Source organism: Pseudomonas sp. N40(2020) (assembly GCF_014472415.1).
Classification (GTDB): Bacteria; Pseudomonadota; Gammaproteobacteria; order Pseudomonadales; family Pseudomonadaceae; genus Aquipseudomonas.
Genome location: NZ_JACSZV010000032.1, coordinates 16,231 through 36,805, shown reverse-complemented (window position 1 = coordinate 36,805; position 20,575 = coordinate 16,231). Strand labels below are relative to the sequence as shown.

34 protein-coding genes are annotated in these 20,575 nt (G+C 54.5%); all 34 read right to left on the bottom strand.

Features of this window, described 5'->3' with window-relative positions; translation table 11 throughout:
* Positions 1 to 30: 30 nt before the first annotated feature.
* On the bottom strand, positions 31 to 495 hold the full coding sequence (bfr, locus tag IAI51_RS19690) for a bacterioferritin (RefSeq protein ID WP_187679964.1): 465 nt from the start codon (positions 493 to 495) through the stop codon (positions 31 to 33).
* Between the two features lie 150 nt (positions 496 to 645).
* Entirely contained in the window at positions 646 to 2,100 is a 1,455-nt protein-coding gene (locus IAI51_RS19685; protein WP_187679963.1) for a catalase, read from the bottom strand.
* Positions 2,101 to 2,340: 240 nt separating this feature from the next.
* Positions 2,341 to 2,727: a 50S ribosomal protein L17 gene (gene rplQ, locus IAI51_RS19680; RefSeq protein WP_003176402.1), complete on the bottom strand. Its 387-nt coding sequence runs from the start codon at positions 2,725 to 2,727 to the stop codon at positions 2,341 to 2,343.
* 42 nt (positions 2,728 to 2,769) lie between these two features.
* Entirely contained in the window at positions 2,770 to 3,771 is a 1,002-nt protein-coding gene (locus tag IAI51_RS19675) for a DNA-directed RNA polymerase subunit alpha (protein WP_003186012.1), read from the bottom strand.
* Positions 3,772 to 3,793: 22 nt separating this feature from the next.
* Positions 3,794 to 4,414 carry a 30S ribosomal protein S4 gene (gene rpsD, locus IAI51_RS19670; protein WP_187679962.1) on the bottom strand — a complete coding sequence of 207 codons (621 nt, stop codon included), beginning with the start codon at positions 4,412 to 4,414 and terminating at the stop codon, positions 3,794 to 3,796.
* A gap of 18 nt (positions 4,415 to 4,432) precedes the next feature.
* Complete coding sequence (gene rpsK / locus IAI51_RS19665) at positions 4,433 to 4,822, bottom strand: 30S ribosomal protein S11 (protein WP_002555466.1); 390 nt, start codon at positions 4,820 to 4,822, stop codon at positions 4,433 to 4,435.
* A gap of 30 nt (positions 4,823 to 4,852) precedes the next feature.
* Entirely contained in the window at positions 4,853 to 5,209 is a 357-nt protein-coding gene (gene rpsM, locus IAI51_RS19660; RefSeq protein WP_003186020.1) for a 30S ribosomal protein S13, read from the bottom strand.
* A 130-nt stretch (positions 5,210 to 5,339) separates the two neighbouring features.
* A complete protein-coding gene (rpmJ, locus tag IAI51_RS19655) occupies positions 5,340 to 5,456 on the bottom strand; it encodes a 50S ribosomal protein L36 (RefSeq protein ID WP_002555468.1) in 117 nt (38 codons plus the stop codon).
* A gap of 27 nt (positions 5,457 to 5,483) precedes the next feature.
* Complete coding sequence (gene secY / locus IAI51_RS19650) at positions 5,484 to 6,812, bottom strand: preprotein translocase subunit SecY (RefSeq protein ID WP_187679961.1); 1,329 nt, start codon at positions 6,810 to 6,812, stop codon at positions 5,484 to 5,486.
* Entirely contained in the window at positions 6,813 to 7,250 is a 438-nt protein-coding gene (rplO, locus tag IAI51_RS19645) for a 50S ribosomal protein L15 (RefSeq protein WP_003228720.1), read from the bottom strand.
* Between the two features lie 3 nt (positions 7,251 to 7,253).
* Positions 7,254 to 7,430: a 50S ribosomal protein L30 gene (rpmD, locus tag IAI51_RS19640; RefSeq protein WP_003176408.1), complete on the bottom strand. Its 177-nt coding sequence runs from the start codon at positions 7,428 to 7,430 to the stop codon at positions 7,254 to 7,256.
* Between the two features lie 2 nt (positions 7,431 to 7,432).
* Positions 7,433 to 7,933 carry a 30S ribosomal protein S5 gene (rpsE, locus tag IAI51_RS19635; RefSeq protein WP_003186035.1) on the bottom strand — a complete coding sequence of 167 codons (501 nt, stop codon included), beginning with the start codon at positions 7,931 to 7,933 and terminating at the stop codon, positions 7,433 to 7,435.
* Between the two features lie 3 nt (positions 7,934 to 7,936).
* Positions 7,937 to 8,287 (bottom strand): 50S ribosomal protein L18, encoded by a 351-nt coding sequence (rplR, locus tag IAI51_RS19630; protein ID WP_003186037.1) that lies wholly within the window; start codon positions 8,285 to 8,287, stop codon positions 7,937 to 7,939.
* Positions 8,288 to 8,297: 10 nt separating this feature from the next.
* Positions 8,298 to 8,831, bottom strand: a complete 534-nt coding sequence (gene rplF, locus IAI51_RS19625) for a 50S ribosomal protein L6 (protein ID WP_003228722.1) — start codon at positions 8,829 to 8,831, stop codon at positions 8,298 to 8,300.
* Positions 8,832 to 8,843: 12 nt separating this feature from the next.
* Complete coding sequence (rpsH, locus tag IAI51_RS19620) at positions 8,844 to 9,236, bottom strand: 30S ribosomal protein S8 (protein ID WP_007966178.1); 393 nt, start codon at positions 9,234 to 9,236, stop codon at positions 8,844 to 8,846.
* 209 nt (positions 9,237 to 9,445) lie between these two features.
* Positions 9,446 to 9,751 carry a 30S ribosomal protein S14 gene (gene rpsN / locus IAI51_RS19615; RefSeq protein WP_003228726.1) on the bottom strand — a complete coding sequence of 102 codons (306 nt, stop codon included), beginning with the start codon at positions 9,749 to 9,751 and terminating at the stop codon, positions 9,446 to 9,448.
* A gap of 13 nt (positions 9,752 to 9,764) precedes the next feature.
* Positions 9,765 to 10,304 (bottom strand): 50S ribosomal protein L5, encoded by a 540-nt coding sequence (gene rplE, locus IAI51_RS19610; protein WP_003210069.1) that lies wholly within the window; start codon positions 10,302 to 10,304, stop codon positions 9,765 to 9,767.
* 20 nt (positions 10,305 to 10,324) lie between these two features.
* Positions 10,325 to 10,639 (bottom strand): 50S ribosomal protein L24, encoded by a 315-nt coding sequence (gene rplX / locus IAI51_RS19605; protein ID WP_003186046.1) that lies wholly within the window; start codon positions 10,637 to 10,639, stop codon positions 10,325 to 10,327.
* Between the two features lie 11 nt (positions 10,640 to 10,650).
* Positions 10,651 to 11,019 carry a 50S ribosomal protein L14 gene (rplN, locus tag IAI51_RS19600; RefSeq protein ID WP_002555479.1) on the bottom strand — a complete coding sequence of 123 codons (369 nt, stop codon included), beginning with the start codon at positions 11,017 to 11,019 and terminating at the stop codon, positions 10,651 to 10,653.
* 23 nt (positions 11,020 to 11,042) lie between these two features.
* Entirely contained in the window at positions 11,043 to 11,309 is a 267-nt protein-coding gene (gene rpsQ, locus IAI51_RS19595) for a 30S ribosomal protein S17 (RefSeq protein ID WP_003194644.1), read from the bottom strand.
* 2 nt (positions 11,310 to 11,311) lie between these two features.
* A complete protein-coding gene (gene rpmC / locus IAI51_RS19590) occupies positions 11,312 to 11,503 on the bottom strand; it encodes a 50S ribosomal protein L29 (RefSeq protein ID WP_002555481.1) in 192 nt (63 codons plus the stop codon).
* Positions 11,503 to 11,916: a 50S ribosomal protein L16 gene (rplP, locus tag IAI51_RS19585; protein ID WP_003232424.1), complete on the bottom strand. Its 414-nt coding sequence runs from the start codon at positions 11,914 to 11,916 to the stop codon at positions 11,503 to 11,505. Before rplP ends, rpmC begins: the two co-directional genes overlap by 1 nt.
* A gap of 12 nt (positions 11,917 to 11,928) precedes the next feature.
* Positions 11,929 to 12,615, bottom strand: a complete 687-nt coding sequence (gene rpsC, locus IAI51_RS19580) for a 30S ribosomal protein S3 (RefSeq protein ID WP_003176422.1) — start codon at positions 12,613 to 12,615, stop codon at positions 11,929 to 11,931.
* 13 nt (positions 12,616 to 12,628) lie between these two features.
* Entirely contained in the window at positions 12,629 to 12,961 is a 333-nt protein-coding gene (gene rplV, locus IAI51_RS19575; RefSeq protein WP_003103908.1) for a 50S ribosomal protein L22, read from the bottom strand.
* A gap of 11 nt (positions 12,962 to 12,972) precedes the next feature.
* Positions 12,973 to 13,248 carry a 30S ribosomal protein S19 gene (gene rpsS, locus IAI51_RS19570; RefSeq protein WP_003228731.1) on the bottom strand — a complete coding sequence of 92 codons (276 nt, stop codon included), beginning with the start codon at positions 13,246 to 13,248 and terminating at the stop codon, positions 12,973 to 12,975.
* A gap of 16 nt (positions 13,249 to 13,264) precedes the next feature.
* Entirely contained in the window at positions 13,265 to 14,089 is an 825-nt protein-coding gene (gene rplB / locus IAI51_RS19565; protein WP_042561342.1) for a 50S ribosomal protein L2, read from the bottom strand.
* 14 nt (positions 14,090 to 14,103) lie between these two features.
* Positions 14,104 to 14,403: a 50S ribosomal protein L23 gene (gene rplW / locus IAI51_RS19560; RefSeq protein WP_002555488.1), complete on the bottom strand. Its 300-nt coding sequence runs from the start codon at positions 14,401 to 14,403 to the stop codon at positions 14,104 to 14,106.
* Positions 14,400 to 15,002, bottom strand: coding sequence for a 50S ribosomal protein L4 (gene rplD / locus IAI51_RS19555; protein WP_150602056.1), 603 nt, complete (start codon positions 15,000 to 15,002; stop codon positions 14,400 to 14,402). Before rplD ends, rplW begins: the two co-directional genes overlap by 4 nt.
* Positions 15,003 to 15,014: 12 nt before the next feature.
* Positions 15,015 to 15,650, bottom strand: coding sequence for a 50S ribosomal protein L3 (rplC, locus tag IAI51_RS19550; protein WP_007253310.1), 636 nt, complete (start codon positions 15,648 to 15,650; stop codon positions 15,015 to 15,017).
* 80 nt (positions 15,651 to 15,730) lie between these two features.
* Positions 15,731 to 16,042 carry a 30S ribosomal protein S10 gene (gene rpsJ / locus IAI51_RS19545; RefSeq protein ID WP_003186070.1) on the bottom strand — a complete coding sequence of 104 codons (312 nt, stop codon included), beginning with the start codon at positions 16,040 to 16,042 and terminating at the stop codon, positions 15,731 to 15,733.
* 157 nt (positions 16,043 to 16,199) lie between these two features.
* Positions 16,200 to 17,393: an elongation factor Tu gene (gene tuf, locus IAI51_RS19540; protein WP_003176426.1), complete on the bottom strand. Its 1,194-nt coding sequence runs from the start codon at positions 17,391 to 17,393 to the stop codon at positions 16,200 to 16,202.
* Positions 17,394 to 17,424: 31 nt separating this feature from the next.
* Positions 17,425 to 19,530: an elongation factor G gene (gene fusA / locus IAI51_RS19535; RefSeq protein WP_187679960.1), complete on the bottom strand. Its 2,106-nt coding sequence runs from the start codon at positions 19,528 to 19,530 to the stop codon at positions 17,425 to 17,427.
* 30 nt (positions 19,531 to 19,560) lie between these two features.
* Positions 19,561 to 20,034, bottom strand: coding sequence for a 30S ribosomal protein S7 (gene rpsG / locus IAI51_RS19530; RefSeq protein ID WP_007916467.1), 474 nt, complete (start codon positions 20,032 to 20,034; stop codon positions 19,561 to 19,563).
* Between the two features lie 107 nt (positions 20,035 to 20,141).
* Positions 20,142 to 20,513, bottom strand: a complete 372-nt coding sequence (gene rpsL, locus IAI51_RS19525) for a 30S ribosomal protein S12 (protein WP_003186084.1) — start codon at positions 20,511 to 20,513, stop codon at positions 20,142 to 20,144.
* Positions 20,514 to 20,575: the final 62 nt, after the last annotated feature.

Here is a 20,575-nt window from a genome sequence, read left to right as displayed (position 1 = left end):
AGTGACAGGGGCTTTTTTGTATCAGTGCAATCAGGTGTGAGATTGCAGGTAGTTCTCGAGACCGATCAGCTTGATCAGGCCCAACTGCTTCTCCAGCCAGTAGGTGTGATCTTCTTCAGTGTCGTTGAGCTGGACCCGCAGGATCTCGCGACTGACGTAGTCACTGTGCTGCTCGCACAACTCGATACCTTTGCACAGCGCAGCGCGAACTTTGTACTCAAGACGCAGATCTGCTTCGAGCATCGAAGGCACGGTAGTGCCGACATCCAGATCATCCGGACGCATGCGCGGCGTACCTTCAAGCATCAGAATCCGGCGCATCAACGCATCAGCGTGACCGGCCTCTTCTTCCATTTCGTGGTTGATTCGCTCGTAGAGCTTGGTGAATCCCCAGTCCTCATACATCCGCGAATGAACAAAATATTGGTCACGCGCGGCCAGTTCGCCGGTCAGCAACGTGTTGAGGTAATCGATAACGTCTGGGTGGCCTTGCATCGCCCTACATCTCCCTGCTTGAAAGTCTGTAGTTTGAACCAAGCTGACTGCAAGGTCACCCACTTCACGCAATAAAAGCGAAGATATTCTGAGAAAAGCAGCCTAAATAACGCAAAAACCGCCCTTAATGCGGGCGGTTCTGCTTCTCGTTTAGACTTCGTTAAGCTGTACGCTAAGCAGCTTCGCGATTGCTTCTCCATACGCAGGATCGGCCTTGTAGAAGTGCTGCAACTGACGGTCGACGACGTCAGGAGAAACCCCACCCATTGCACCGGCAATGTTGCTGACCAGCAATGCTCGCTGGTCATCGCTCATCAAGCGGAACAGCGCACCGGCGTGGCTGTAGTAATCGGTGTCTTCGCGGTGATCGTAGCGATCAGCTGAGCCGCTCAGGGCCAAGGCAGGCTCAGCGTAGTGCGGAGCTTGTTTCGGCGATTCGATGTAGCTGTTTGGCTCGTAATTCGGCGCCGCTCCACCGTTGCTGCCGAAAGCCATCGAGCCGTCGCGCTGGTAAGTGTTTACCGGGCTGCGCGGGGCATTCACCGGCAATTGCTGGTGATTGGTGCCAACACGGTAGCGGTGCGCATCGGCATAAGCGAACACGCGACCTTGCAGCATGCGGTCTGGCGACAGACCGACGCCTGGCACCATGTTGCTCGGGCCGAATGCAGCTTGTTCAACTTCGGCGAAGTAGTTCAGCGGGTTACGGTTCAGTTCCAGCTCACCGACTTCAATCAGTGGAAACTCTTTCTGCGACCAGGTCTTGGTCACGTCGAAAGGGTTCTCGTAATGCGCCGCAGCCTGGGATTCGGTCATGATCTGAATGCACACGCGCCACTTCGGGAAGTCACCGCGCTCGATCGCTTCGAACAGATCGCGCTGGGCGTAGTCCGGGTCGGTGCCCGCCAAACGCGCGGCATCTGCCGGTGCAAGGTTCTTGATCCCTTGTTTAGTCTTGTAGTGCCATTTCACCCAGTGACGCTCGCCCTTGGCGCTGATCAGGCTATAGGTGTGGCTACCGAAGCCATGCATGTGGCGGTAGCCGTCAGGAATGCCGCGGTCAGAGAACAGGATGGTGACCTGGTGCAAGGCTTCCGGGGAGTGCGACCAGAAATCCCACATCATCTGCGCACTTTTCAGGTTGCTTTGCGGCAGGCGCTTTTGCGTGTGGATGAAGTCTGGGAACTTCAGTGGATCGCGAATGAAGAACACAGGCGTGTTGTTACCGACGATGTCCCAGTTACCTTCCTCGGTGTAGAACTTCAACGCGAAGCCACGCGGATCGCGCTCGGTATCAGCCGAACCACGCTCGCCACCCACGGTGGAGAAGCGCAGGAAGGTTGGGGTCTGCTTGCCGATAGATTCGAACAGCTTGGCGCTGGTGTACTCAGTGATGTCGCGAGTGACCGTGAATGTACCGTAGGCGCCCGAACCTTTGGCGTGTACGCGACGCTCAGGAATGTTTTCACGGTTGAAATGGGCAAGCTTCTCGATCAGGTGAAAATCGTCGAGCAGCAGCGGACCACGCGGGCCGGCAGAGCGAGAATTCTGGTTATCAGCGACAGGTGCGCCACTGGCGGTCGTAAGCGTTTTGATTTGGCTCATACGGACTTCTTCCTCTGTCAGTCTTGGAACTGCCGGCTAATCGGCTTGGTGTGAATTATTGATCATCAACGTGACACCTACAAATTCATTAACTTGCAGACATCGATAGATAATTACTAATTATGTTTACCAGCACATAGTGCCAACAGAACTGTGTCGGAAGCTTGTACGAACAGCGCATTTTCTTGCGGGCACAAAAAACCGGGCACTAGGCCCGGTTCTTCGTTTCAGACTGACGTCTTACTCGGCGGATACAGCTTCGCCGGCAGTAGCACGATCAACCAACTCGACGTACGCCATAGGCGCGTTGTCGCCAGCGCGGAAACCGCACTTGAGGATGCGCAGGTAGCCACCCTCACGGGTAGCGTAACGCTTGCCCAGGTCGTTGAAGAGCTTACCAACGATAGCTTTCGAACGAGTACGGTCGAAAGCCAGACGGCGGTTAGCCAGGCTGTCTGTCTTGGCCAGAGTGATCAGCGGCTCAGCAACGCGACGCAGTTCTTTGGCTTTTGGCAGAGTAGTTTTGATCAGCTCGTGCTCGAACAGCGACACCGCCATGTTTTGGAACATGGCCTTGCGGTGCGAGCTGGTGCGGCTCAGGTGACGACCACTTTTACGATGACGCATGGTTCATTCCTTACCAAACACTACGTTCGGTGATTACGACGATCAGGCAGTCGCCTTGTCGTCCTTCTTAAGACTTGCAGGCGGCCAGTTGTCGAGGCGCATGCCGAGGGACAGACCGCGGGAGGCCAGAACGTCCTTGATTTCAGTCAAGGATTTCTTGCCCAGGTTCGGAGTCTTCAACAGCTCTACTTCGGTACGCTGAATCAGGTCGCCGATGTAGTAGATGTTTTCCGCCTTAAGGCAGTTAGCCGAACGTACAGTCAGTTCCAGATCGTCAACCGGGCGAAGCAGGATCGGATCGATCTCGTCTTCCTGCTCGACAACCACTGGCTCACTGTCACCCTTGAGGTCGACGAACGCAGCCAACTGCTGTTGCAGAATGGTTGCAGCGCGGCGGATAGCCTCTTCAGGATCCAGAGTACCGTTGGTTTCCAGATCAATAACCAGCTTGTCCAGGTTGGTACGCTGCTCGACACGGGCGTTTTCCACCACGTATGCAATACGGCGAACCGGGCTGAACGAAGAGTCAAGCTGCAAGCGACCGATGCTGCGGCTTTCATCTTCATCGCTCTGACGCGAGTCGGCTGGTTCATAACCACGACCACGAGCTACGGTGAGCTTCATGTTCAGGGCGCCGTTAGACGCCAGGTTAGCGATTACGTGATCGGGATTAACGATCTCGACATCATGATCCAGCTGAATATCGGCAGCGGTAACCACCCCCGAACCCTTCTTCGACAAGGTCAGCGTAACTTCGTCACGACCGTGCAGCTTGATGGCCAGACCTTTAAGGTTCAACAGGATTTCAATTACGTCTTCCTGTACACCTTCGATGGCGCTGTACTCGTGGAGCACACCGTCAATCTCGGCCTCGACTACTGCGCAGCCGGGCATTGAGGACAACAGGATGCGTCGCAGCGCGTTGCCCAGGGTGTGGCCAAAACCACGCTCGAGAGGCTCGAGTGTGATCTTGGCGCGGGTTGGACTGACAACCTGCACATCAATATGGCGGGGTGTCAGGAACTCATTTACCGAAATCTGCATGGATGCACCTATTTTCTAGCCCTTACTTGGAGTAGAGCTCGACAATCAGGCTTTCGTTGATGTCGGCGGACAGATCACTGCGAGCAGGAACGTTCTTGAAAACGCCCGACTTCTTCTCAGTGTCTACTTCTACCCATTCTACGCGGCCACGTTGGGCACACAGATCGAGAGCTTGGACAATGCGAAGTTGGTTTTTTGCTTTCTCGCGAACTGCAACCACGTCACCAGCACGAACCTGATACGACGGAACGTTTACGGTCTGACCGTTAACGCTGATCGACTTGTGCGATACCAGCTGACGGGATTCGGCACGAGTCGAACCAAAGCCCATACGGTATACAACGTTGTCCAGACGGCATTCGAGCAGTTGCAGCAGGTTTTCACCAGTTGCACCTTTTTTGCCAGCAGCTTCTCTGTAGTAGCCGCTGAACTGACGCTCGAGAACGCCGTAGATACGACGGACCTTCTGCTTTTCACGCAGTTGGGTGCCGTAGTCGGACTGGCGACCGCGGCGTTGGCCGTGGATACCAGGTGCTGCTTCAATGTTGCACTTCGATTCGATCGCGCGCACGCCGCTCTTCAGAAAGAGATCGGTGCCTTCGCGACGAGCGAGTTTGCATTTTGGACCAATGTAACGAGCCATTCTTTACAATCTCCTGGATTACACGCGGCGCTTCTTCGGCGGACGGCACCCGTTGTGCGGGATTGGCGTCACGTCGGTGATGCTGGCGATCTTGTAGCCACAGCCGTTCAAAGCGCGGACTGCGGATTCACGACCTGGACCTGGACCTTTGACATTAACGTCGAGGTTTTTCAGGCCATATTCCAGCGCAGCTTGACCAGCACGTTCAGCAGCTACTTGAGCAGCAAACGGGGTGGACTTGCGGGAACCGCGGAAACCCGAACCACCGGAGGTAGCCCAGGAAAGAGCGTTACCTTGACGGTCGGTAATGGTCACGATGGTGTTGTTAAAAGATGCATGGATGTGGGCGATGCCATCAACCACTGTCTTTTTAACTTTTTTACGAGGACGAGCAGCAGGTTTTGCCATGATTAAATTCCTGTCGATTCGCTGGGGCGATTACTTGCGGATCGGCTTACGCGGACCTTTACGGGTACGCGCGTTGGTCTTGGTACGCTGACCGCGCACTGGAAGACCGCGACGATGACGCAGACCGCGATAGCAACCGAGGTCCATCAAGCGCTTGATTTTCATGTTGATTTCGCGACGCAGGTCACCTTCAGTGGTGAACTTCGCCACTTCGCCACGCAGCTGTTCAATTTGCTCGTCGCTCAGATCTTTGATCTTTGCTGCTGGGTTTACCCCAGTCACTGCACAGATCTTCTGCGCAGTAGTGCGACCAACACCATAGATGTAGGTCAGCGAGATAACAGTATGCTTGTTATCTGGAATGTTAACGCCTGCAATACGGGCCATTCAGTGGGACTCCAATTGACAGCTACCTACGCCCCGGAAGCCAAGAAATAGGGCGCGAGATAATATCGCTGTAATAACAAATAATCAACCCGGTAGCGCACTAGCTACCGGGCTTGAAGCACAATCACACTCAGCCTTGGCGCTGTTTGTGACGCGGTTCCGCGCTGCAAATTACTCGAACAACACCTTCGCGGCGAATAATCTTGCAGTTACGGCACAGCTTTTTCACCGATGCACGAACTTTCATCACCAACTCCTCGAACCTTATGGGTACTCAGCGCAACATGCCGCTGCCGTAACCCTTCAGGTTGGCTTTCTTCATCAGGGATTCGTACTGGTGCGAAACGAGGTGCGATTGTACTTGGGACATGAAGTCCATCACAACCACGACCACGATCAGCAACGAGGTCCCGCCAAGGTAGAACGGAACGTTTGCCGCAACCACCAGGAACTGGGGCAACAGACATACGGCCGTCATATATAGAGCACCGAACAGGGTCAAACGGGTCAGAACGCCATCAATGTAGCGCGCCGACTGTTCGCCTGGACGGATGCCCGGAATAAAGGCACCGGACTTCTTCAGGTTTTCCGCTACGTCTTTCGGATTGAACATCAACGCCGTATAGAAGAAGCAGAAGAAAATAATCCCTGCACTAAACAGCAGAATATTCAACGGCTGACCAGGAGCGATCGACTGCGAGATGTCCTGCAACCAGCCCATACCTTCAGACTGACCGAACCAGGTACCCAACGAAGCCGGGAACAGCAAAATGCTGCTCGCGAAAATAGCCGGAATAACACCGGCCATGTTCACCTTCAGCGGCAAGTGGCTAGTCTGCGCAGCAAAGACCTTGCGGCCCTGCTGACGCTTGGCGTAGTGAACAGCAATACGACGCTGACCACGCTCAATGAACACCACAAAACCGATAATCGCTACTGCCAGCAAACCGATCGCAACCAGGGCAAAAATGTTGATATCACCCTGACGCGCAGACTCGAAAGACTGCCCGATCGCTCTCGGAAGACCGGCGACGATACCTGCGAAAATCAACATCGAGATACCGTTGCCAACACCACGCTCAGTAATCTGCTCACCCAGCCACATCATAAACATCGCACCAGCCACAAAAGTGGATACCGCGACGAAATGGAAGCTAAAGTCACCAGTGAACGATACGCCCTGCCCCGCCAGACCAATGGACATGCCAATTGCCTGAACGAGAGCGAGAACGACAGTGCCGTAGCGGGTGTACTGAGCAATCTTGCGACGCCCAGCTTCACCTTCCTTCTTCAACTGTTCCAGCTGCGGGCTGACGGCTGTCATCAGTTGCATGATGATCGATGCCGAAATGTACGGCATGATCCCCAATGCAAAGATGCTCATCCGTTCCAGCGCGCCGCCGGAGAACATGTTGAACAAGCTAAGAATGGTCCCCTCATTCTGTCGAAACAGTTCTGCGAGTCGGTCCGGGTTGATACCTGGAACCGGGATGTGTGCGCCTATTCGGTAGACGATAATCGCCAGGAACAGAAAACGCAGACGAGCCCAGAGTTCAGACATACCGCCTTTGCCGAGCGCAGAGAGAGCACCTTGCTTAGCCATTTATTCCTCGAACTTGCCGCCAGCTGCTTCGATAGCCGCACGCGCACCTTTGGTGGCGCCGATTCCCTTGCCGATAGTGACAGCGCGAGTCACTTCACCGGACAGCATGATTTTCACACGCTGTACGTTGACGTTGATCACGTTGGCATCTTTCAGGGACTGCACGGTGACGATGTCGCCTTCCACTTTAGCCAGCTCGGACAGACGCACTTCTGCGCGGTCCATGGCTTTCAGGGAAACGAAACCGAACTTCGGCAGGCGACGATGCAGCGGCTGTTGACCGCCTTCAAAGCCTGGAGCAATGGTGCCACCGGAGCGGGAGGTCTGACCTTTGTGGCCACGGCCACCAGTCTTACCCAAACCGCTACCGATACCACGGCCCGGACGATGCTTTTCACGACGGGAACCCGGCGCTGGACTCAGATCATTGAGTTTCATCGATTAACCCTCGACACGCAGCATGTAGTAAGCCTTGTTGATCATCCCGCGATTCTCGGGAGTATCCTGGACTTCTACAGTGTGACCGATGCGACGCAGACCCAGACCCTTAACGCACAGTTTGTGGTTAGGGATGCGGCCGGTCATGCTTTTGATCAGCGTTACTTTAACGGTAGCCATGATCAGAAGATCTCCTTGACGCTTTTGCCACGCTTGGCGGCAATGGATTCAGGAGACTGCATAGCTTTCAAACCTTTGAAAGTGGCGTGAACCACGTTTACCGGGTTAGTCGAGCCGTAGCACTTGGCCAGAACGTTCTGAACGCCCGCAACTTCGAGAACAGCACGCATAGCGCCGCCAGCGATGATACCGGTACCTTCAGAAGCAGGCTGCATGTACACCTTCGAAGCGCCGTGAGCGGACTTCATTGCGTACTGCAGAGTGGTGCCATTCAGGTCAACTTGAATCATGTTGCGGCGAGCAGCTTCCATTGCCTTCTGGATCGCAGCAGGCACTTCACGCGACTTGCCACGGCCGAAGCCAACACGCCCCTTACCATCACCAACCACGGTCAACGCGGTGAAAGTGAAGATACGGCCGCCTTTAACGGTTTTGGCTACGCGGTTAACTTGAACCAGCTTCTCAATGTAGCCTTCGTCGCGCTTTTGGTCGTTATTTGACATAACTTAGAACTCCAGCCCAGCTTCACGAGCAGCATCAGCCAGCGCTTTAACGCGGCCGTGGTACTTGAAGCCAGAGCGGTCGAAAGCCACTTGCGAGACGCCAGCGGCCTTAGCACGCGTAGCGACCAGCTGGCCAACCTTTGTGGCCGCGTCGATGTTGCCAGTGGCACCATCACGCAGTTCTTTATCCAAAGTCGAGGCGCTTGCCAGGACTTTGTTGCCGTCGGCCGAGATGACCTGGGCGTAGATGTGCTGCGAAGAGCGGAACACGCAGAGACGCACGACTTCGAGTTCGTGCATTTTCAGGCGTGCTTTGCGAGCGCGACGCAGTCGAGTAACTTTTTTGTCGGTCATTTGCTATGCCCTACTTCTTCTTGGCTTCTTTACGACGGACGACTTCGTCCGCGTAGCGCACACCTTTGCCTTTGTACGGCTCTGGTGGACGGAAGTCGCGGATCTCGGCGGCCACTTGACCTACCAGCTGCTTGTCGATGCCCTTGATCAGGATATCGGTCTGGCTAGGAGTCTCAGCGGTGATGCCTTCCGGCAGTTCGTAATCCACTGGGTGCGAGAAGCCAAGAGCCAGGTTCAAAACCTGACCTTTTGCTTGCGCTTTGTAACCAACACCGACCAGCTGGAGCTTGCGCTCGAAGCCTTGGCTTACGCCTTGGACCATGTTGTTTACCAACGCACGCGTGGTACCGGCCATTGCGCGAGTCTGTTGATCGCCATTGCGAGCAGCAAAACGCAGCTCACCAGCTTCTTCAACGATCTCAACGGACGAATGGATGTTCAGTTCAAGAGTGCCCTTGGCACCCTTCACCGAAAGCTGTTGGCCTGCGAATTTTACTTCGACACCGGCTGGCAGCTTAACGGGGTTCTTAGCGACGCGAGACATGCTTATCCCCCCTTAGAACACAGTGCAAAGAACTTCGCCGCCGACACCGGCAGCGCGCGCAGCACGATCCGTCATCACACCTTTGTTGGTGGAGACGATAGACACGCCAAGACCGCCACGAACTTTCGGCAGATCTTCAACGGACTTGTACTGACGCAGGCCTGGACGACTAACGCGCTTCACTTCTTCGATAACCGGACGGCCTTCGAAGTACTTCAGCGAGATGGACAACGACGGCTTAGCGTCGGTGGTGATCTGAAAATCCGCGATGTAACCTTCGTCCTTCAGGACTTTTGCTACAGCCACCTTCAGCGTGGAAGACGGCATGCTTACGACAGACTTTTCAGCCATCTGGGCATTACGGATTCGAGTTAGCATGTCCGCTAACGGGTCCTGCATACTCATGGGCTAGACGCTCCTAAAACAGAAAAATTAGCCTTGCGGCTACTACTTGTCGCCGAGAACTTCCGGGCATGAACAACACGGGCTCAGGCGAGCCGGTCATTCTAGACACACCCCAGAAATGAATCAAGCCCCAAAAGGGGCTTGATTCACATTCAAGGCCACCGATGGTCAGGTTCTTGCAAACCCGACCATCAAGGCTTTGACAACGATTACCAGCTGGCTTTAACCAGACCTGGAACGTCACCACGCATTGCAGCTTCACGCAGCTTGTTACGGCCAAGGCCGAACTTGCGGTAAACGCCGTGCGGACGACCAGTCAGGCGGCAACGGTTACGCATGCGCGAAGCGCTTGCGTCACGTGGTTGCTTCTGCAGAGCTACGGTAGCTTCCCAACGCGCTTCTGGACTTGCGTTCAGATCGACGATGATAGCTTTCAGCGCTGCACGCTTGGTGGCGTACTTGGCAACGGTGAGCTGACGCTTCAGCTCACGGTTTTTCATGCTCTTCTTGGCCATTTTCCTACTCCAATCAGTTGCGGAACGGGAATTTGAAAGCACGCAGCAGAGCGCGGCCTTCATCATCGTTCTTGGCAGTGGTGGTCAGGGTAATGTCCAGACCGCGGAGAGCATCGATCTTGTCGTAGTCGATTTCCGGGAAAATGATCTGCTCTTTCACGCCCATGCTGTAGTTACCACGACCATCGAAGGACTTGGCATTCAGGCCGCGGAAGTCGCGAACCCGAGGCAGGGAGATCGACAGCAGACGATCCAGGAACTCGTACATACGCTCACGGCGCAGAGTCACCTTGACGCCGATCGGCCATCCTTCGCGGACTTTGAAGCCAGCGATGGATTTACGAGCGTAGGTCACAACGACTTTCTGGCCGGTGATCTTTTCCAGGTCAGCAACAGCGTGCTCGATGACTTTTTTGTCGCCGATCGCTTCGCCCAGACCCATGTTCAGGGTGATCTTTGTAACGCGCGGAACTTCCATCACGTTCGAAAGCTTAAGTTCTTCCTTAAGTTTCGGAGCGATTTCCTTCCGGTAAATCTCTTTTAGTCGTGCCATGGTCTTCTACCTAGCAGTGTTCAAGCATCAACCGCTTTTTGGGTCGACTTGAAGACACGAATTTTTTTACCGTCTTCTACTTTGAAACCAACGCGGTCAGCCTTGTTGGTTTCGCCATTGAAGATGGCTACGTTAGAAGCGTGCAGTGGCGCTTCTTTCTCGACGATACCGCCTTGTACGCCCGACATCGGGTTAGGCTTGGTATGACGCTTGACCAGGTTCAGACCACCAACAACCAGACGGTTGTCAGCAAGAACCTTCAGCACCTTACCGCGCTTACCTTTGTCTTTGCCGGCGATCACGATGATCTCGTCGTCACGACGAATCTTTTGCATGTCGGATCTCCTTACAGCACTTCTGGGGCGAGCGAGACGATCTTCATGAACTTCTCAGTACGAAGTTCACGGGTCACTGGCCCAAAGATACGGGTGCCGATCGGCTCTTGCTTGTTGTTCAGAAGAACAGCAGCGTTGCCATCAAAGCGGATAATGGAGCCATCAGCACGACGTACGCCGTGACGAGTGCGGACTACAACAGCAGTCATCACTTGGCCTTTTTTCACTTTACCGCGAGGAATTGCTTCCTTCACGGTAACTTTGATGATGTCACCGATACCAGCGTAACGACGATGGGAGCCACCCAGCACCTTGATGCACATAACACGGCGAGCGCCGCTGTTATCGGCCACATCGAGCATGGATTGAGTCTGAATCATATAATTTCTCCGACCCCTAGTCCTTAGACTTCCACAGCGCGTTCGAGAACATCAACCAGCGCCCAAGACTTGGTCTTGGCCATCGGACGAGTTTCACGAATAGTGACTTTGTCGCCGATGTGGCACTGATTGGTTTCGTCGTGCGCGTGCAGCTTAGTCGAACGCTTAACGTATTTACCGTAGATCGGGTGCTTAACGCGACGCTCGATCAGAACGGTGATGGTTTTGTCCATCTTGTCGCTGACAACACGGCCAGTCAGCGTACGGACAGTTTTTTCGGCTTCAGCCATGATCACTTACCTGCCTGCTGGTTAAGCACAGTCTTCACGCGAGCGATGTCACGCTTAACTTGCGAGAGCAGATGAGACTGCCCCAACTGGCCAGTTGCTTTCTGCATACGCAGATTGAACTGGTCGCGCAGCAAGCCGAGCAGTTGCTCGTTCAGCTGCTGTGCGGATTTTTCACGAAGTTCATTCGCTTTCATCACATCACCGTCCGTTTAACAAAGGCGGTGGCGAGCGGCAGCTTTGCAGCAGCCAGGGCAAAAGCCTCACGCGCCAGCTCTTCAGTTACACCCTCGATTTCATACAGGACTTTGCCTGGCTGAATCTGGGCAACCCAGTATTCCACGTTACCCTTACCTTTACCCATACGAACTTCGAGGGGCTTTTTGGAGATCGGCTTGTCCGGGAATACACGGATCCAGATCTTGCCGCCACGTTTAACGTGACGGGTCAGAGCACGACGCGCTGACTCGATCTGACGAGCGGTGAGACGACCACGAGCTACAGACTTCAGCGCGAACTCGCCGAAGCTGACTTTGCTACCGCGCTGAGCCAGACCACGGTTGTGGCCTGTCATCTGCTTGCGGAACTTCGTACGCTTAGGTTGCAACATTTGGCGTACCCCTTACTTAGCAGCTTTTTTACGAGGCGCTGGTGCTTGTGGTTTCAGTTCTTCTTGGCGACCACCAATTACTTCGCCTTTGAAGATCCAAACCTTTACACCGATCACACCGTAAGTGGTGTGAGCTTCGTAGTTGGCATAGTCGATGTCGGCACGCAGGGTGTGCAATGGCACACGACCTTCGCGATACCATTCAGTACGTGCGATTTCAGCACCGCCGAGACGACCGCTCACTTGGATTTTGATGCCTTTGGCACCAATGCGCATGGCGTTCTGTACAGCGCGCTTCATAGCGCGACGGAACATTACGCGACGCTCCAGCTGCTGAGCTACGCTCTGCGCAACCAGCATACCGTCGAGCTCCGGCTTGCGGATCTCTTCGATATTGATGTGCACAGGCACACCCATTTGCTTGGTCAGGTCCTGACGCAGTTTCTCAACATCTTCACCTTTCTTCCCGATAACGATACCTGGACGAGCGGTGTGAATGGTGATACGTGCAGTTTGCGCCGGACGATGGATATCGATACGGCTTACGGACGCGCTTTTTAGTTTGTCTTGGAGATACTCGCGCACCTTCAGATCAGCGAACAAATAGTCCGCATAAGTCCGACCGTCTGCGTACCAGACGGAGGTGTGCTCCTTGACGATTCCCAGGCGAATGCCAATGGGATGTACTTTCTGACCCATCTCTTCGACTCCGTTACTTGTCAGCAACCTTGACAGTGATATGGCAAGACCGCTTGACGATGCGATCAGCACGGCCTTTGGCACGTGGCATGATGCGCTTCAGCGAACGCCCTTCGTTGACGAAAACGGTGCTGACCTTCAGGTCATCAACGTCTGCGCCTTCGTTATGCTCGGCGTTGGCTACGGCCGACTCCAGCACTTTCTTCATGATCTCGGCGGCTTTCTTACTGCTGAAAGCCAACAAGTTGAGCGCTTCGCCCACCTTCTTCCCGCGAATCTGGTCGGCGACCAAGCGGGCTTTCTGGGCGGAGATTCGAGCGCCCGACAACTTAGCGGCTACTTCCATTTCCTAACCCCTTAACGCTTGGCTTTCTTGTCTGCCACGTGCCCACGATAAGTGCGGGTACCGGCAAACTCGCCCAGTTTGTGGCCGACCATGTCTTCGTTAACGAGAACTGGGACGTGTTGACGACCGTTGTGTACTGCGATGGTCAGACCGACCATTTGTGGCAGGATCATGGAACGACGCGACCAAGTCTTAATTGGTTTGCGATCGTTCTTTTCCGCCGCCACTTCGATCTTCTTCAGTAGGTGAAGATCAATAAAAGGACCTTTTTTCAGAGAACGTGGCACTGTCGTATCCCTCTATTTACTTGCGACGACGGACGATCATTTTGTCGGTACGCTTATTACCACGAGTCTTCGCGCCCTTAGTCGGGAAGCCCCATGGCGATACCGGATGACGACCACCAGAGGTACGACCTTCACCACCACCATGTGGGTGGTCAACCGGGTTCATGGCAACACCACGAACGGTTGGGCGAACGCCACGCCAGCGTTTGGCACCAGCTTTACCCAGCGAACGCAGGCTGTGCTCGGAGTTCGAGACTTCGCCCAGCGTCGCACGGCATTCAGCCAGGACTTTACGCATTTCACCGGAGCGAAGACGCAGGGTAACGTACACACCTTCACGAGCGATCAGCTGAGCCGAAGCACCAGCGGAACGAGCGATCTGTGCGCCTTTACCTGGCTTCAATTCGATGCCGTGTACGGTGCTACCAACTGGAATGCTGCGCAGTTGCAGCTGGTTGCCTGGCTTGATCGGAGCCAAAGCACCCGAAATCAGCTGGTCGCCAGCGCTCACGCCTTTAGGGGCGATGATGTAACGGCGTTCGCCGTCTGCGTACAACATAAGAGCAATGTGAGCAGTACGGTTTGGATCGTATTCGATACGCTCGACAGTGGCTGGAATGCCATCTTTGTCGTTGCGACGGAAGTCGACCATACGATAATGCTGCTTATGACCACCACCGATGTGACGCGTGGTAATACGGCCATTGTTGTTACGACCACCAGTCTTCGATTTTTTCTCGAGCAGCGGTGCGTGAGGAGCGCCTTTATGCAGCTCCTGGTTGACCACCTTGACCACAAAACGGCGGCCAGGGGAAGTCGGTTTGCATTTAACGATTGCCATGATGCACCCCTTCCTTACTCAGCACTGCTGCTGAAATCGAGATCTTGGCCTGGCTGAAGGGAGATAACTGCCTTCTTCCAGTCATTGCGCTTGCCCAGACCGCGAGCCGTGCGCTTGCTCTTACCCAGAACGTTCAGGGTAGTAACACGCTCAACTTTCACGCTGAACAGGCTTTCGACGGCCTTCTTGATTTCCAGCTTGGTTGCGTCAGTTGCAACCTTGAAAACGAACTGGCCTTTCTTGTCAGCCAGAACCGTAGCCTTCTCGGAAACGTGCGGGCCAAGCAGAACTTTAAATACGCGTTCCTGGTTCATCCCAGCAGCTCCTCGAATTTCTTCACGGCCGACACGGTGATCAACACCTTGTCGTATGCGATCAGACTAACTGGATCGGAACCTTGAACGTCACGTACATCGACGTGCGGCAGGTTACGAGCAGCCAGGTACAGGTTCTGATCAACAGCGTCCGACACGATGAGAACATCGGTCAGGCTCATGTTGTTCAGCTTGCCCAGCAGATCTTTGGTTTTTGGAGTTTCAACAGCGAAATCCTGAACCACGATCAGACGATCAGTACGCACCAGCTCAGCAAGGATGGAACGCATTGCTGCGCGATACATCTTCTTGTTCAGCTTCTGGGAGTGATCCTGTGGACGAGCTGCGAAAGTGGTACCGCCGCCGCGCCAGATAGGGCTACGGATAGTACCGGCACGAGCACGGCCAGTACCTTTCTGACGCCATGGGCGCTTACCGCCACCACGAACGTCGGAACGGGTCTTTTGCTGCTTGCTACCCTGACGGCCGCCGGCCATATAGGCCACGACTGCTTGGTGAACCAGCGTCTCGTTGAACTCGCCGCCAAATGTCAGTTCGGAAACTTCGATCGCTTGAGCGTCATTTACATTTAATTGCATGTCAGCTTCCCCTTAACCGCGAGCCTTGGCTGCTGGACGTACAACCAGGTTGCCGCCAGTAGCGCCAGGAACAGCACCCTTGACCAACAACAGATTGCGTTCAGCGTCCACGCGCACTACTTCCAGGGACTGCACGGTCACGCGCTCAGCGCCCATATGACCGGACATTTTTTTGCCCTTGAATACACGACCAGGAGTCTGGCACTGGCCGATAGAGCCTGGGACGCGGTGGGATACGGAGTTACCGTGGGTGTTATCTTGCCCGCGGAAATTCCAACGCTTGATCGTACCCTGGAAGCCTTTACCTTTGGACTGACCGGTTACATCAACCAGTTGACCAGCAGCGAAGATTTCAGCGTTGATCAGATCGCCAGCCTGGTAGTCGCCTTCTTCAAGACGGAACTCCATGACAGTGCGACCAGCGGCAACGTTCGCCTTAGCGAAGTGGCCAGCTTGAGCAGCTGTAACACGCGAAGCACGACGCTCGCCTACAGTGACTTGCACTGCACGATAGCCATCGGTCTCTTCAGTTTTGAACTGGGTGACGCGATTCGGTTCGATCTCAATGACCGTGACCGGAATGGAGACACCTTCTTCGGTGAAAATACGGGTCATACCGCATTTACGACCGACTACACCAATAGTCATGTTGTAAACCTCATGAGTGTACGGGGCTTTCACCCGCTATGGCCGCCCATTTCAGAGCGTTACACGACTAAGACCGAGTCTTAGCCGAGGCTGATCTGCACTTCCACACCGGCCGCAAGATCAAGCTTCATAAGAGCATCAACGGTTTTATCCGTTGGCTGGACGATGTCCAGAACGCGCTTATGAGTGCGGATTTCGTACTGGTCACGCGCGTCTTTGTTGACGTGCGGGGAAACCAGAACGGTGAACCGCTCTTTACGGGTAGGCAGTGGAATTGGACCACGCACTTGAGCACCAGTACGTTTCGCGGTTTCCACGATTTCCTGGGTTGATTGGTCGATCAGGCGATGGTCAAAAGCCTTCAACCTGATACGGATTTGCTGATTTTGCATTGGATTTCAGACTCCGGCTGCTATTCCCACCGAGCGCAATACGCCCGTTAAAAGGAGGCGCAATTCTATAGACGCCCCAGATAGGTGTCAACCCAATAAAAAAGCCCCCGCTGAGCGGGGGCTTTTTCAATTCACCAAGCCAACTCTATAAAAGAGATTACTCGATGATTTTGGCTACGACGCCAGCGCCGACGGTACGACCGCCTTCACGGATAGCGAAACGCAGACCATCTTCCATAGCGATGGTTTTGATCAGGGTGACAACCATTTTGATGTTGTCGCCTGGCATTACCATTTCTACGCCTTCCGGCAGCTCGCAGTTACCAGTTACGTCGGTAGTGCGGAAGTAGAACTGTGGACGGTAGCCTTTGAAGAACGGAGTGTGACGACCGCCTTCTTCCTTGCTCAGCACGTACACTTCAGCTTCGAACTTGGTGTGCGGCTTAACCGAACCCGGCTTAACCAGAACCTGACCACGCTCAACGTCGTCACGCTTGGTGCCGCGCAGCAGAACGCCGCAGTTCTCGCCAGCACGACCTTCGTCGAGCAACTTACGGAACATTTCAACACCGGTGCAGGTGGTGACGGTAGTGTCACGCAGACCAACGATTTCCAGTGGATCTTGAACCTTAACGATACCGCGCTCGATACGACCGGTTACAACAGTACCGCGACCCGAGATCGAGAACACGTCTTCGATTGGCATCAGGAACGGCTTGTCGATAACACGAACTGGGTCCGGAATGTAGCTGTCCAGAGTCTCAACCAGCTTACGAACGGACGTAGTGCCCATTTCGTTATCGTCTTTGCCTTCCAGAGCCATACGAGCAGAACCGATGATGATCGGAGTGTCGTCGCCTGGGAAGTCGTAAGTGCTCAGCAGATCGCGCACTTCCATCTCAACCAGTTCCAGCAGCTCAGCGTCGTCTACCAGGTCAGCCTTGTTCAGGTAAACCACGATGTACGGAACGCCAACCTGGCGGGACAGCAGGATGTGCTCACGGGTTTGTGGCATCGGACCATCAGCGGCCGAGCAAACCAGGATTGCGCCGTCCATCTGGGCAGCACCGGTGATCATGTTCTTCACATAGTCAGCGTGACCTGGGCAGTCAACGTGAGCGTAGTGACGGATCAGCGAGTTGTATTCAACGTGCGCGGTGTTGATGGTGATACCACGAGCTTTTTCTTCTGGTGCGCTGTCGATCTTGTCGAAGTCAACGATTGCGGAACCGAAAACTTCGGAGCAAACGCGAGTCAGAGCAGCAGTCAGAGTGGTTTTACCGTGGTCAACGTGACCGATGGTGCCAACGTTGACGTGCGGTAGGGAACGATCAAATTTTTCTTTAGCCACGACAATTAACTCCTAGCCTAAAGGGGCTGAATCAGCCTTGTTTTTTGGTAACAGTCTCGACGATGTGCGCCGGGGCTGTATCGTATTTTTTGAATTCCATAGAGTAGCTTGCGCGACCCTGGGACATGGAACGAACGTCGGTCGCATAACCGAACATCTCACCCAGTGGCACTTCGGCACGAATTACCTTGCCGGACACTGTGTCTTCCATACCCTGGATCATGCCGCGACGACGGTTAAGGTCGCCCATCACATCACCCATATAGTCTTCAGGCGTAACAACCTCTACCGCCATGATCGGCTCGAGCAACTCACCACCACCCTTCTGGGCCAGTTGCTTGGTCGCCATGGAAGCAGCCACTTTAAACGCCATCTCGTTGGAGTCGACGTCGTGGTAAGAACCATCGAACACGGTAGCCTTCAGGCCGATCAGCGGATAGCCGGCAACGACGCCGTTCTTCATCTGCTCTTCGATACCCTTCTGGATAGCCGGGATGTATTCCTTAGGAACCACACCACCTACTACTTCGTTCACGAATTGCAGACCTTCCTGACCTTCGTCAGCAGGAGCAAAACGGATCCAGCAGTGACCGAACTGGCCACGACCGCCGGACTGACGAACGAACTTGCCTTCGATTTCACAGTTCTTCGTGATGCGCTCACGATACGAAACCTGAGGCTTGCCGATGTTGGCTTCGACGTTGAACTCACGGCGCATCCGGTCAACCAGGATGTCCAGGTGCAGCTCGCCCATGCCGGAGATGATCGTCTGACCAGTCTCTTCATCAGTTTTAACGCGGAAAGACGGGTCTTCCTGAGCAAGTTTGCCCAGAGCGATACCCATTTTTTCCTGGTCATCCTTGGTTTTAGGCTCTACGGCAACCGAAATAACCGGCTCCGGGAAGTCCATACGAACCAGGATGATTGGCTTGTCAGCGTTGCAGAGGGTTTCACCAGTGGTGACGTCCTTCATGCCGATCAGGGCCGCGATGTCGCCAGCGCGTACTTCCTTGATCTCTTCACGGGCGTTTGCGTGCATTTGCACCATACGACCCACGCGCTCTTTCTTGCCTTTAACCGAGTTGATCACGCCGTCGCCGGAGTTCAACACGCCCGAGTAAACGCGGACGAAGGTCAAAGTACCCACGAATGGGTCGGTAGCGATCTTGAACGCCAGAGCCGAGAACGGCTCCGCATCGTCTGCATGACGCTCCAGCTCGACTTCTTCGTTATCCGGGTCAGTACCCTTGATAGCAGGAATGTCGGTAGGAGCAGGCAGGAAGTCGATAACGGCGTCGAGAACCAGGGGAACGCCCTTGTTCTTGAACGAAGAACCGCAAACAGCCAGAACGATTTCGCCGGCGATAGTACGCTGACGCAAAGCAGCTTTGATCTCTTCGATCGTCAGCTCTTCACCTTCCAGGTACTTGTTCATCAGCTCTTCGTTGGCTTCAGCAGCAGCTTCGACCATGTTGTTGCGCCACTCTTCAGCCAGCTCTTGCAGCTCGGCAGGAATGTCCTTGCGAACAGGGACCATACCTTTGTCAGAGTCGTTCCAGTAGATAGCTTGCATGTTGATCAGATCAATCTGACCCTGGAAGTTATCTTCAGAACCGATGGCCAACTGAATCGGCACCGGAGTGTGACCCAGACGCTGCTTGATCTGACCGATCACGCGCAGGAAGTTGGCACCAGCACGGTCCATCTTGTTTACGTAAACAAGACGTGGAACACCGTACTTGTTGGCTTGACGCCATACGGTTTCCGACTGAGGTTCAACACCCGAAGTACCGCAGAACACAACGACAGCGCCGTCGAGTACGCGCAGGGAACGCTCAACTTCAATAGTGAAGTCTACGTGGCCCGGGGTATCGATTACGTTGAAGCGATGCTCGTCTTTGTACTGCTTCTCGGAACCCTTCCAGAAGGCGGTGATGGCAGCAGAAGTAATGGTAATACCACGCTCCTGCTCCTGCACCATCCAGTCTGTGGTCGCGGCGCCATCATGCACCTCGCCCATTTTGTGACTTTTGCCGGTGTAAAAAAGGACGCGCTCGGTGGTGGTGGTTTTACCAGCATCCACGTGAGCGACGATACCGATGTTACGGTAGCGACTAATCGGAGTAGTACGAGCCATAAAGCCCTCGCAAAATTAGTGAAGCTAAAATTAGAAGCGGTAGTGCGAGAAAGCTTTGTTGGCTTCGGCCATACGGTGCACGTCTTCACGCTTCTTAACAGCAGCACCTTTACCTTCAGCAGCATCCAGCAGTTCGCCAGCCAAACGCAGAGCCATAGACTTCTCGCCACGCTTACGTGCGAAGTCTACCAACCAGCGCATTGCCAGAGCGTTACGACGGGAAGGACGAACCTCGACCGGAACCTGGTAAGTAGCACCACCAACGCGGCGCGACTTCACTTCGACCAGCGGAGCGATGGCGTCGAGTGCTTTTTCGAAGAGTTCCAGGGGATCGGTGCCAGCCTTACGGGTCGCAACGGTTTCCAGGGCACCATAAACGATACGCTCGGCAACGGCTTTCTTGCCGCTTTCCATAACGTGGTTCATGAATTTGGCGAGGATCTGGCTTCCGTATTTCGGATCGTCCAGAATCTCACGCTTTGCTGCTACGCGACGTCTTGGCATGATAAGCCCTCAAGCGGTCTTCAGGTTAGCTCGGGACAGATCCAATGGATGCGTGCCCGACCTTACTCTTATCGACTCAATAAAATGAAAATCTGCAAAACGGCCGATTACTTCGGACGCTTGGTACCGTACTTCGAACGACCTTGGTTACGACCTTTAACGCCGGAAGTATCCAGGGAGCCGCGAACGGTGTGGTAACGAACACCTGGCAAGTCTTTTACACGACCGCCGCGGATCAGTACCACGCTGTGCTCTTGCAGGTTGTGGCCTTCACCGCCGATGTACGAGGAAACCTCGAAACCGTTGGTCAGACGCACACGGCATACTTTACGCAGTGCCGAGTTAGGTTTTTTCGGCGTAGTGGTGTACACACGGGTGCACACGCCACGACGTTGCGGGCAGTTCTGCAGCGCAGGTACGTCGGATTTCTCGACGATACGCTTACGCGGCTGACGTACCAGCTGGTTGATAGTTGCCATCTACTAGCTCCACTGTTGTCTTGCGACGCTATTGTCTTGCAAGAAAAGCAAAATGGCAGGAA

Bases quoted from the DNA above. Each gene is read 5' to 3' on its own strand.
- bfr (WP_187679964.1), bottom strand. From the start codon at position 495: ATGCAAGGCCACCCAGACGTTATCGATTACCTCAACACGTTGCTGACC.
- IAI51_RS19685 (WP_187679963.1), bottom strand. From the start codon at position 2,100: ATGAGCCAAATCAAAACGCTTACGACCGCCAGTGGCGCACCTGTCGCT.
- rplQ (WP_003176402.1), bottom strand. From the start codon at position 2,727: ATGCGTCATCGTAAAAGTGGTCGTCACCTGAGCCGCACCAGCTCGCAC.
- IAI51_RS19675 (WP_003186012.1), bottom strand. From the start codon at position 3,771: ATGCAGATTTCGGTAAATGAGTTCCTGACACCCCGCCATATTGATGTG.
- rpsD (WP_187679962.1), bottom strand. From the start codon at position 4,414: ATGGCTCGTTACATTGGTCCAAAATGCAAACTCGCTCGTCGCGAAGGC.
- rpsK (WP_002555466.1), bottom strand. From the start codon at position 4,822: ATGGCAAAACCTGCTGCTCGTCCTCGTAAAAAAGTTAAAAAGACAGTG.
- rpsM (WP_003186020.1), bottom strand. From the start codon at position 5,209: ATGGCCCGTATTGCAGGCGTTAACATTCCAGATAACAAGCATACTGTT.
- rpmJ (WP_002555468.1), bottom strand. From the start codon at position 5,456: ATGAAAGTTCGTGCATCGGTGAAAAAGCTGTGCCGTAACTGCAAGATT.
- secY (WP_187679961.1), bottom strand. From the start codon at position 6,812: ATGGCTAAGCAAGGTGCTCTCTCTGCGCTCGGCAAAGGCGGTATGTCT.
- rplO (WP_003228720.1), bottom strand. From the start codon at position 7,250: ATGAAACTCAATGATCTGAGTCCAGCGCCGGGTTCCCGTCGTGAAAAG.
- rpmD (WP_003176408.1), bottom strand. From the start codon at position 7,430: ATGGCTACCGTTAAAGTAACGCTGATCAAAAGCATGACCGGCCGCATC.
- rpsE (WP_003186035.1), bottom strand. From the start codon at position 7,933: ATGTCAAATAACGACCAAAAGCGCGACGAAGGCTACATTGAGAAGCTG.
- rplR (WP_003186037.1), bottom strand. From the start codon at position 8,287: ATGACCGACAAAAAAGTTACTCGACTGCGTCGCGCTCGCAAAGCACGC.
- rplF (WP_003228722.1), bottom strand. From the start codon at position 8,831: ATGTCTCGCGTCGCTAAGAACCCCGTTAAGCTGCCAGCCGGTGTCGAA.
- rpsH (WP_007966178.1), bottom strand. From the start codon at position 9,236: ATGAGTATGCAGGACCCGTTAGCGGACATGCTAACTCGAATCCGTAAT.
- rpsN (WP_003228726.1), bottom strand. From the start codon at position 9,751: ATGGCCAAGAAGAGCATGAAAAACCGTGAGCTGAAGCGTCAGCTCACC.
- rplE (WP_003210069.1), bottom strand. From the start codon at position 10,304: ATGGCACGACTAAAAGAGATTTACCGGAAGGAAATCGCTCCGAAACTT.
- rplX (WP_003186046.1), bottom strand. From the start codon at position 10,639: ATGCAAAAGATTCGTCGTGACGACGAGATCATCGTGATCGCCGGCAAA.
- rplN (WP_002555479.1), bottom strand. From the start codon at position 11,019: ATGATTCAGACTCAATCCATGCTCGATGTGGCCGATAACAGCGGCGCT.
- rpsQ (WP_003194644.1), bottom strand. From the start codon at position 11,309: ATGGCTGAAGCCGAAAAAACTGTCCGTACGCTGACTGGCCGTGTTGTC.
- rpmC (WP_002555481.1), bottom strand. From the start codon at position 11,503: ATGAAAGCGAATGAACTTCGTGAAAAATCCGCACAGCAGCTGAACGAG.
- rplP (WP_003232424.1), bottom strand. From the start codon at position 11,916: ATGTTGCAACCTAAGCGTACGAAGTTCCGCAAGCAGATGACAGGCCAC.
- rpsC (WP_003176422.1), bottom strand. From the start codon at position 12,615: ATGGGTCAGAAAGTACATCCCATTGGCATTCGCCTGGGAATCGTCAAG.
- rplV (WP_003103908.1), bottom strand. From the start codon at position 12,961: ATGGAAGTAGCCGCTAAGTTGTCGGGCGCTCGAATCTCCGCCCAGAAA.
- rplB (WP_042561342.1), bottom strand. From the start codon at position 14,089: ATGGCAATCGTTAAATGCAAACCGACTTCCCCTGGCCGCCGTTTTGTG.
- rplW (WP_002555488.1), bottom strand. From the start codon at position 14,403: ATGAACCAGGAACGCGTATTTAAAGTTCTGCTTGGCCCGCACGTTTCC.
- rplD (WP_150602056.1), bottom strand. From the start codon at position 15,002: ATGCAATTAAATGTAAATGACGCTCAAGCGATCGAAGTTTCCGAACTG.
- rplC (WP_007253310.1), bottom strand. From the start codon at position 15,650: ATGACTATTGGTGTAGTCGGTCGTAAATGCGGTATGACCCGTATTTTC.
- rpsJ (WP_003186070.1), bottom strand. From the start codon at position 16,042: ATGCAAAATCAGCAAATCCGTATCAGGTTGAAGGCTTTTGACCATCGC.
- fusA (WP_187679960.1), bottom strand. From the start codon at position 19,530: ATGGCTCGTACTACTCCGATTAGTCGCTACCGTAACATCGGTATCGTC.
- rpsG (WP_007916467.1), bottom strand. From the start codon at position 20,034: ATGCCAAGACGTCGCGTAGCAGCAAAGCGTGAGATTCTGGACGATCCG.
- rpsL (WP_003186084.1), bottom strand. From the start codon at position 20,513: ATGGCAACTATCAACCAGCTGGTACGTCAGCCGCGTAAGCGTATCGTC.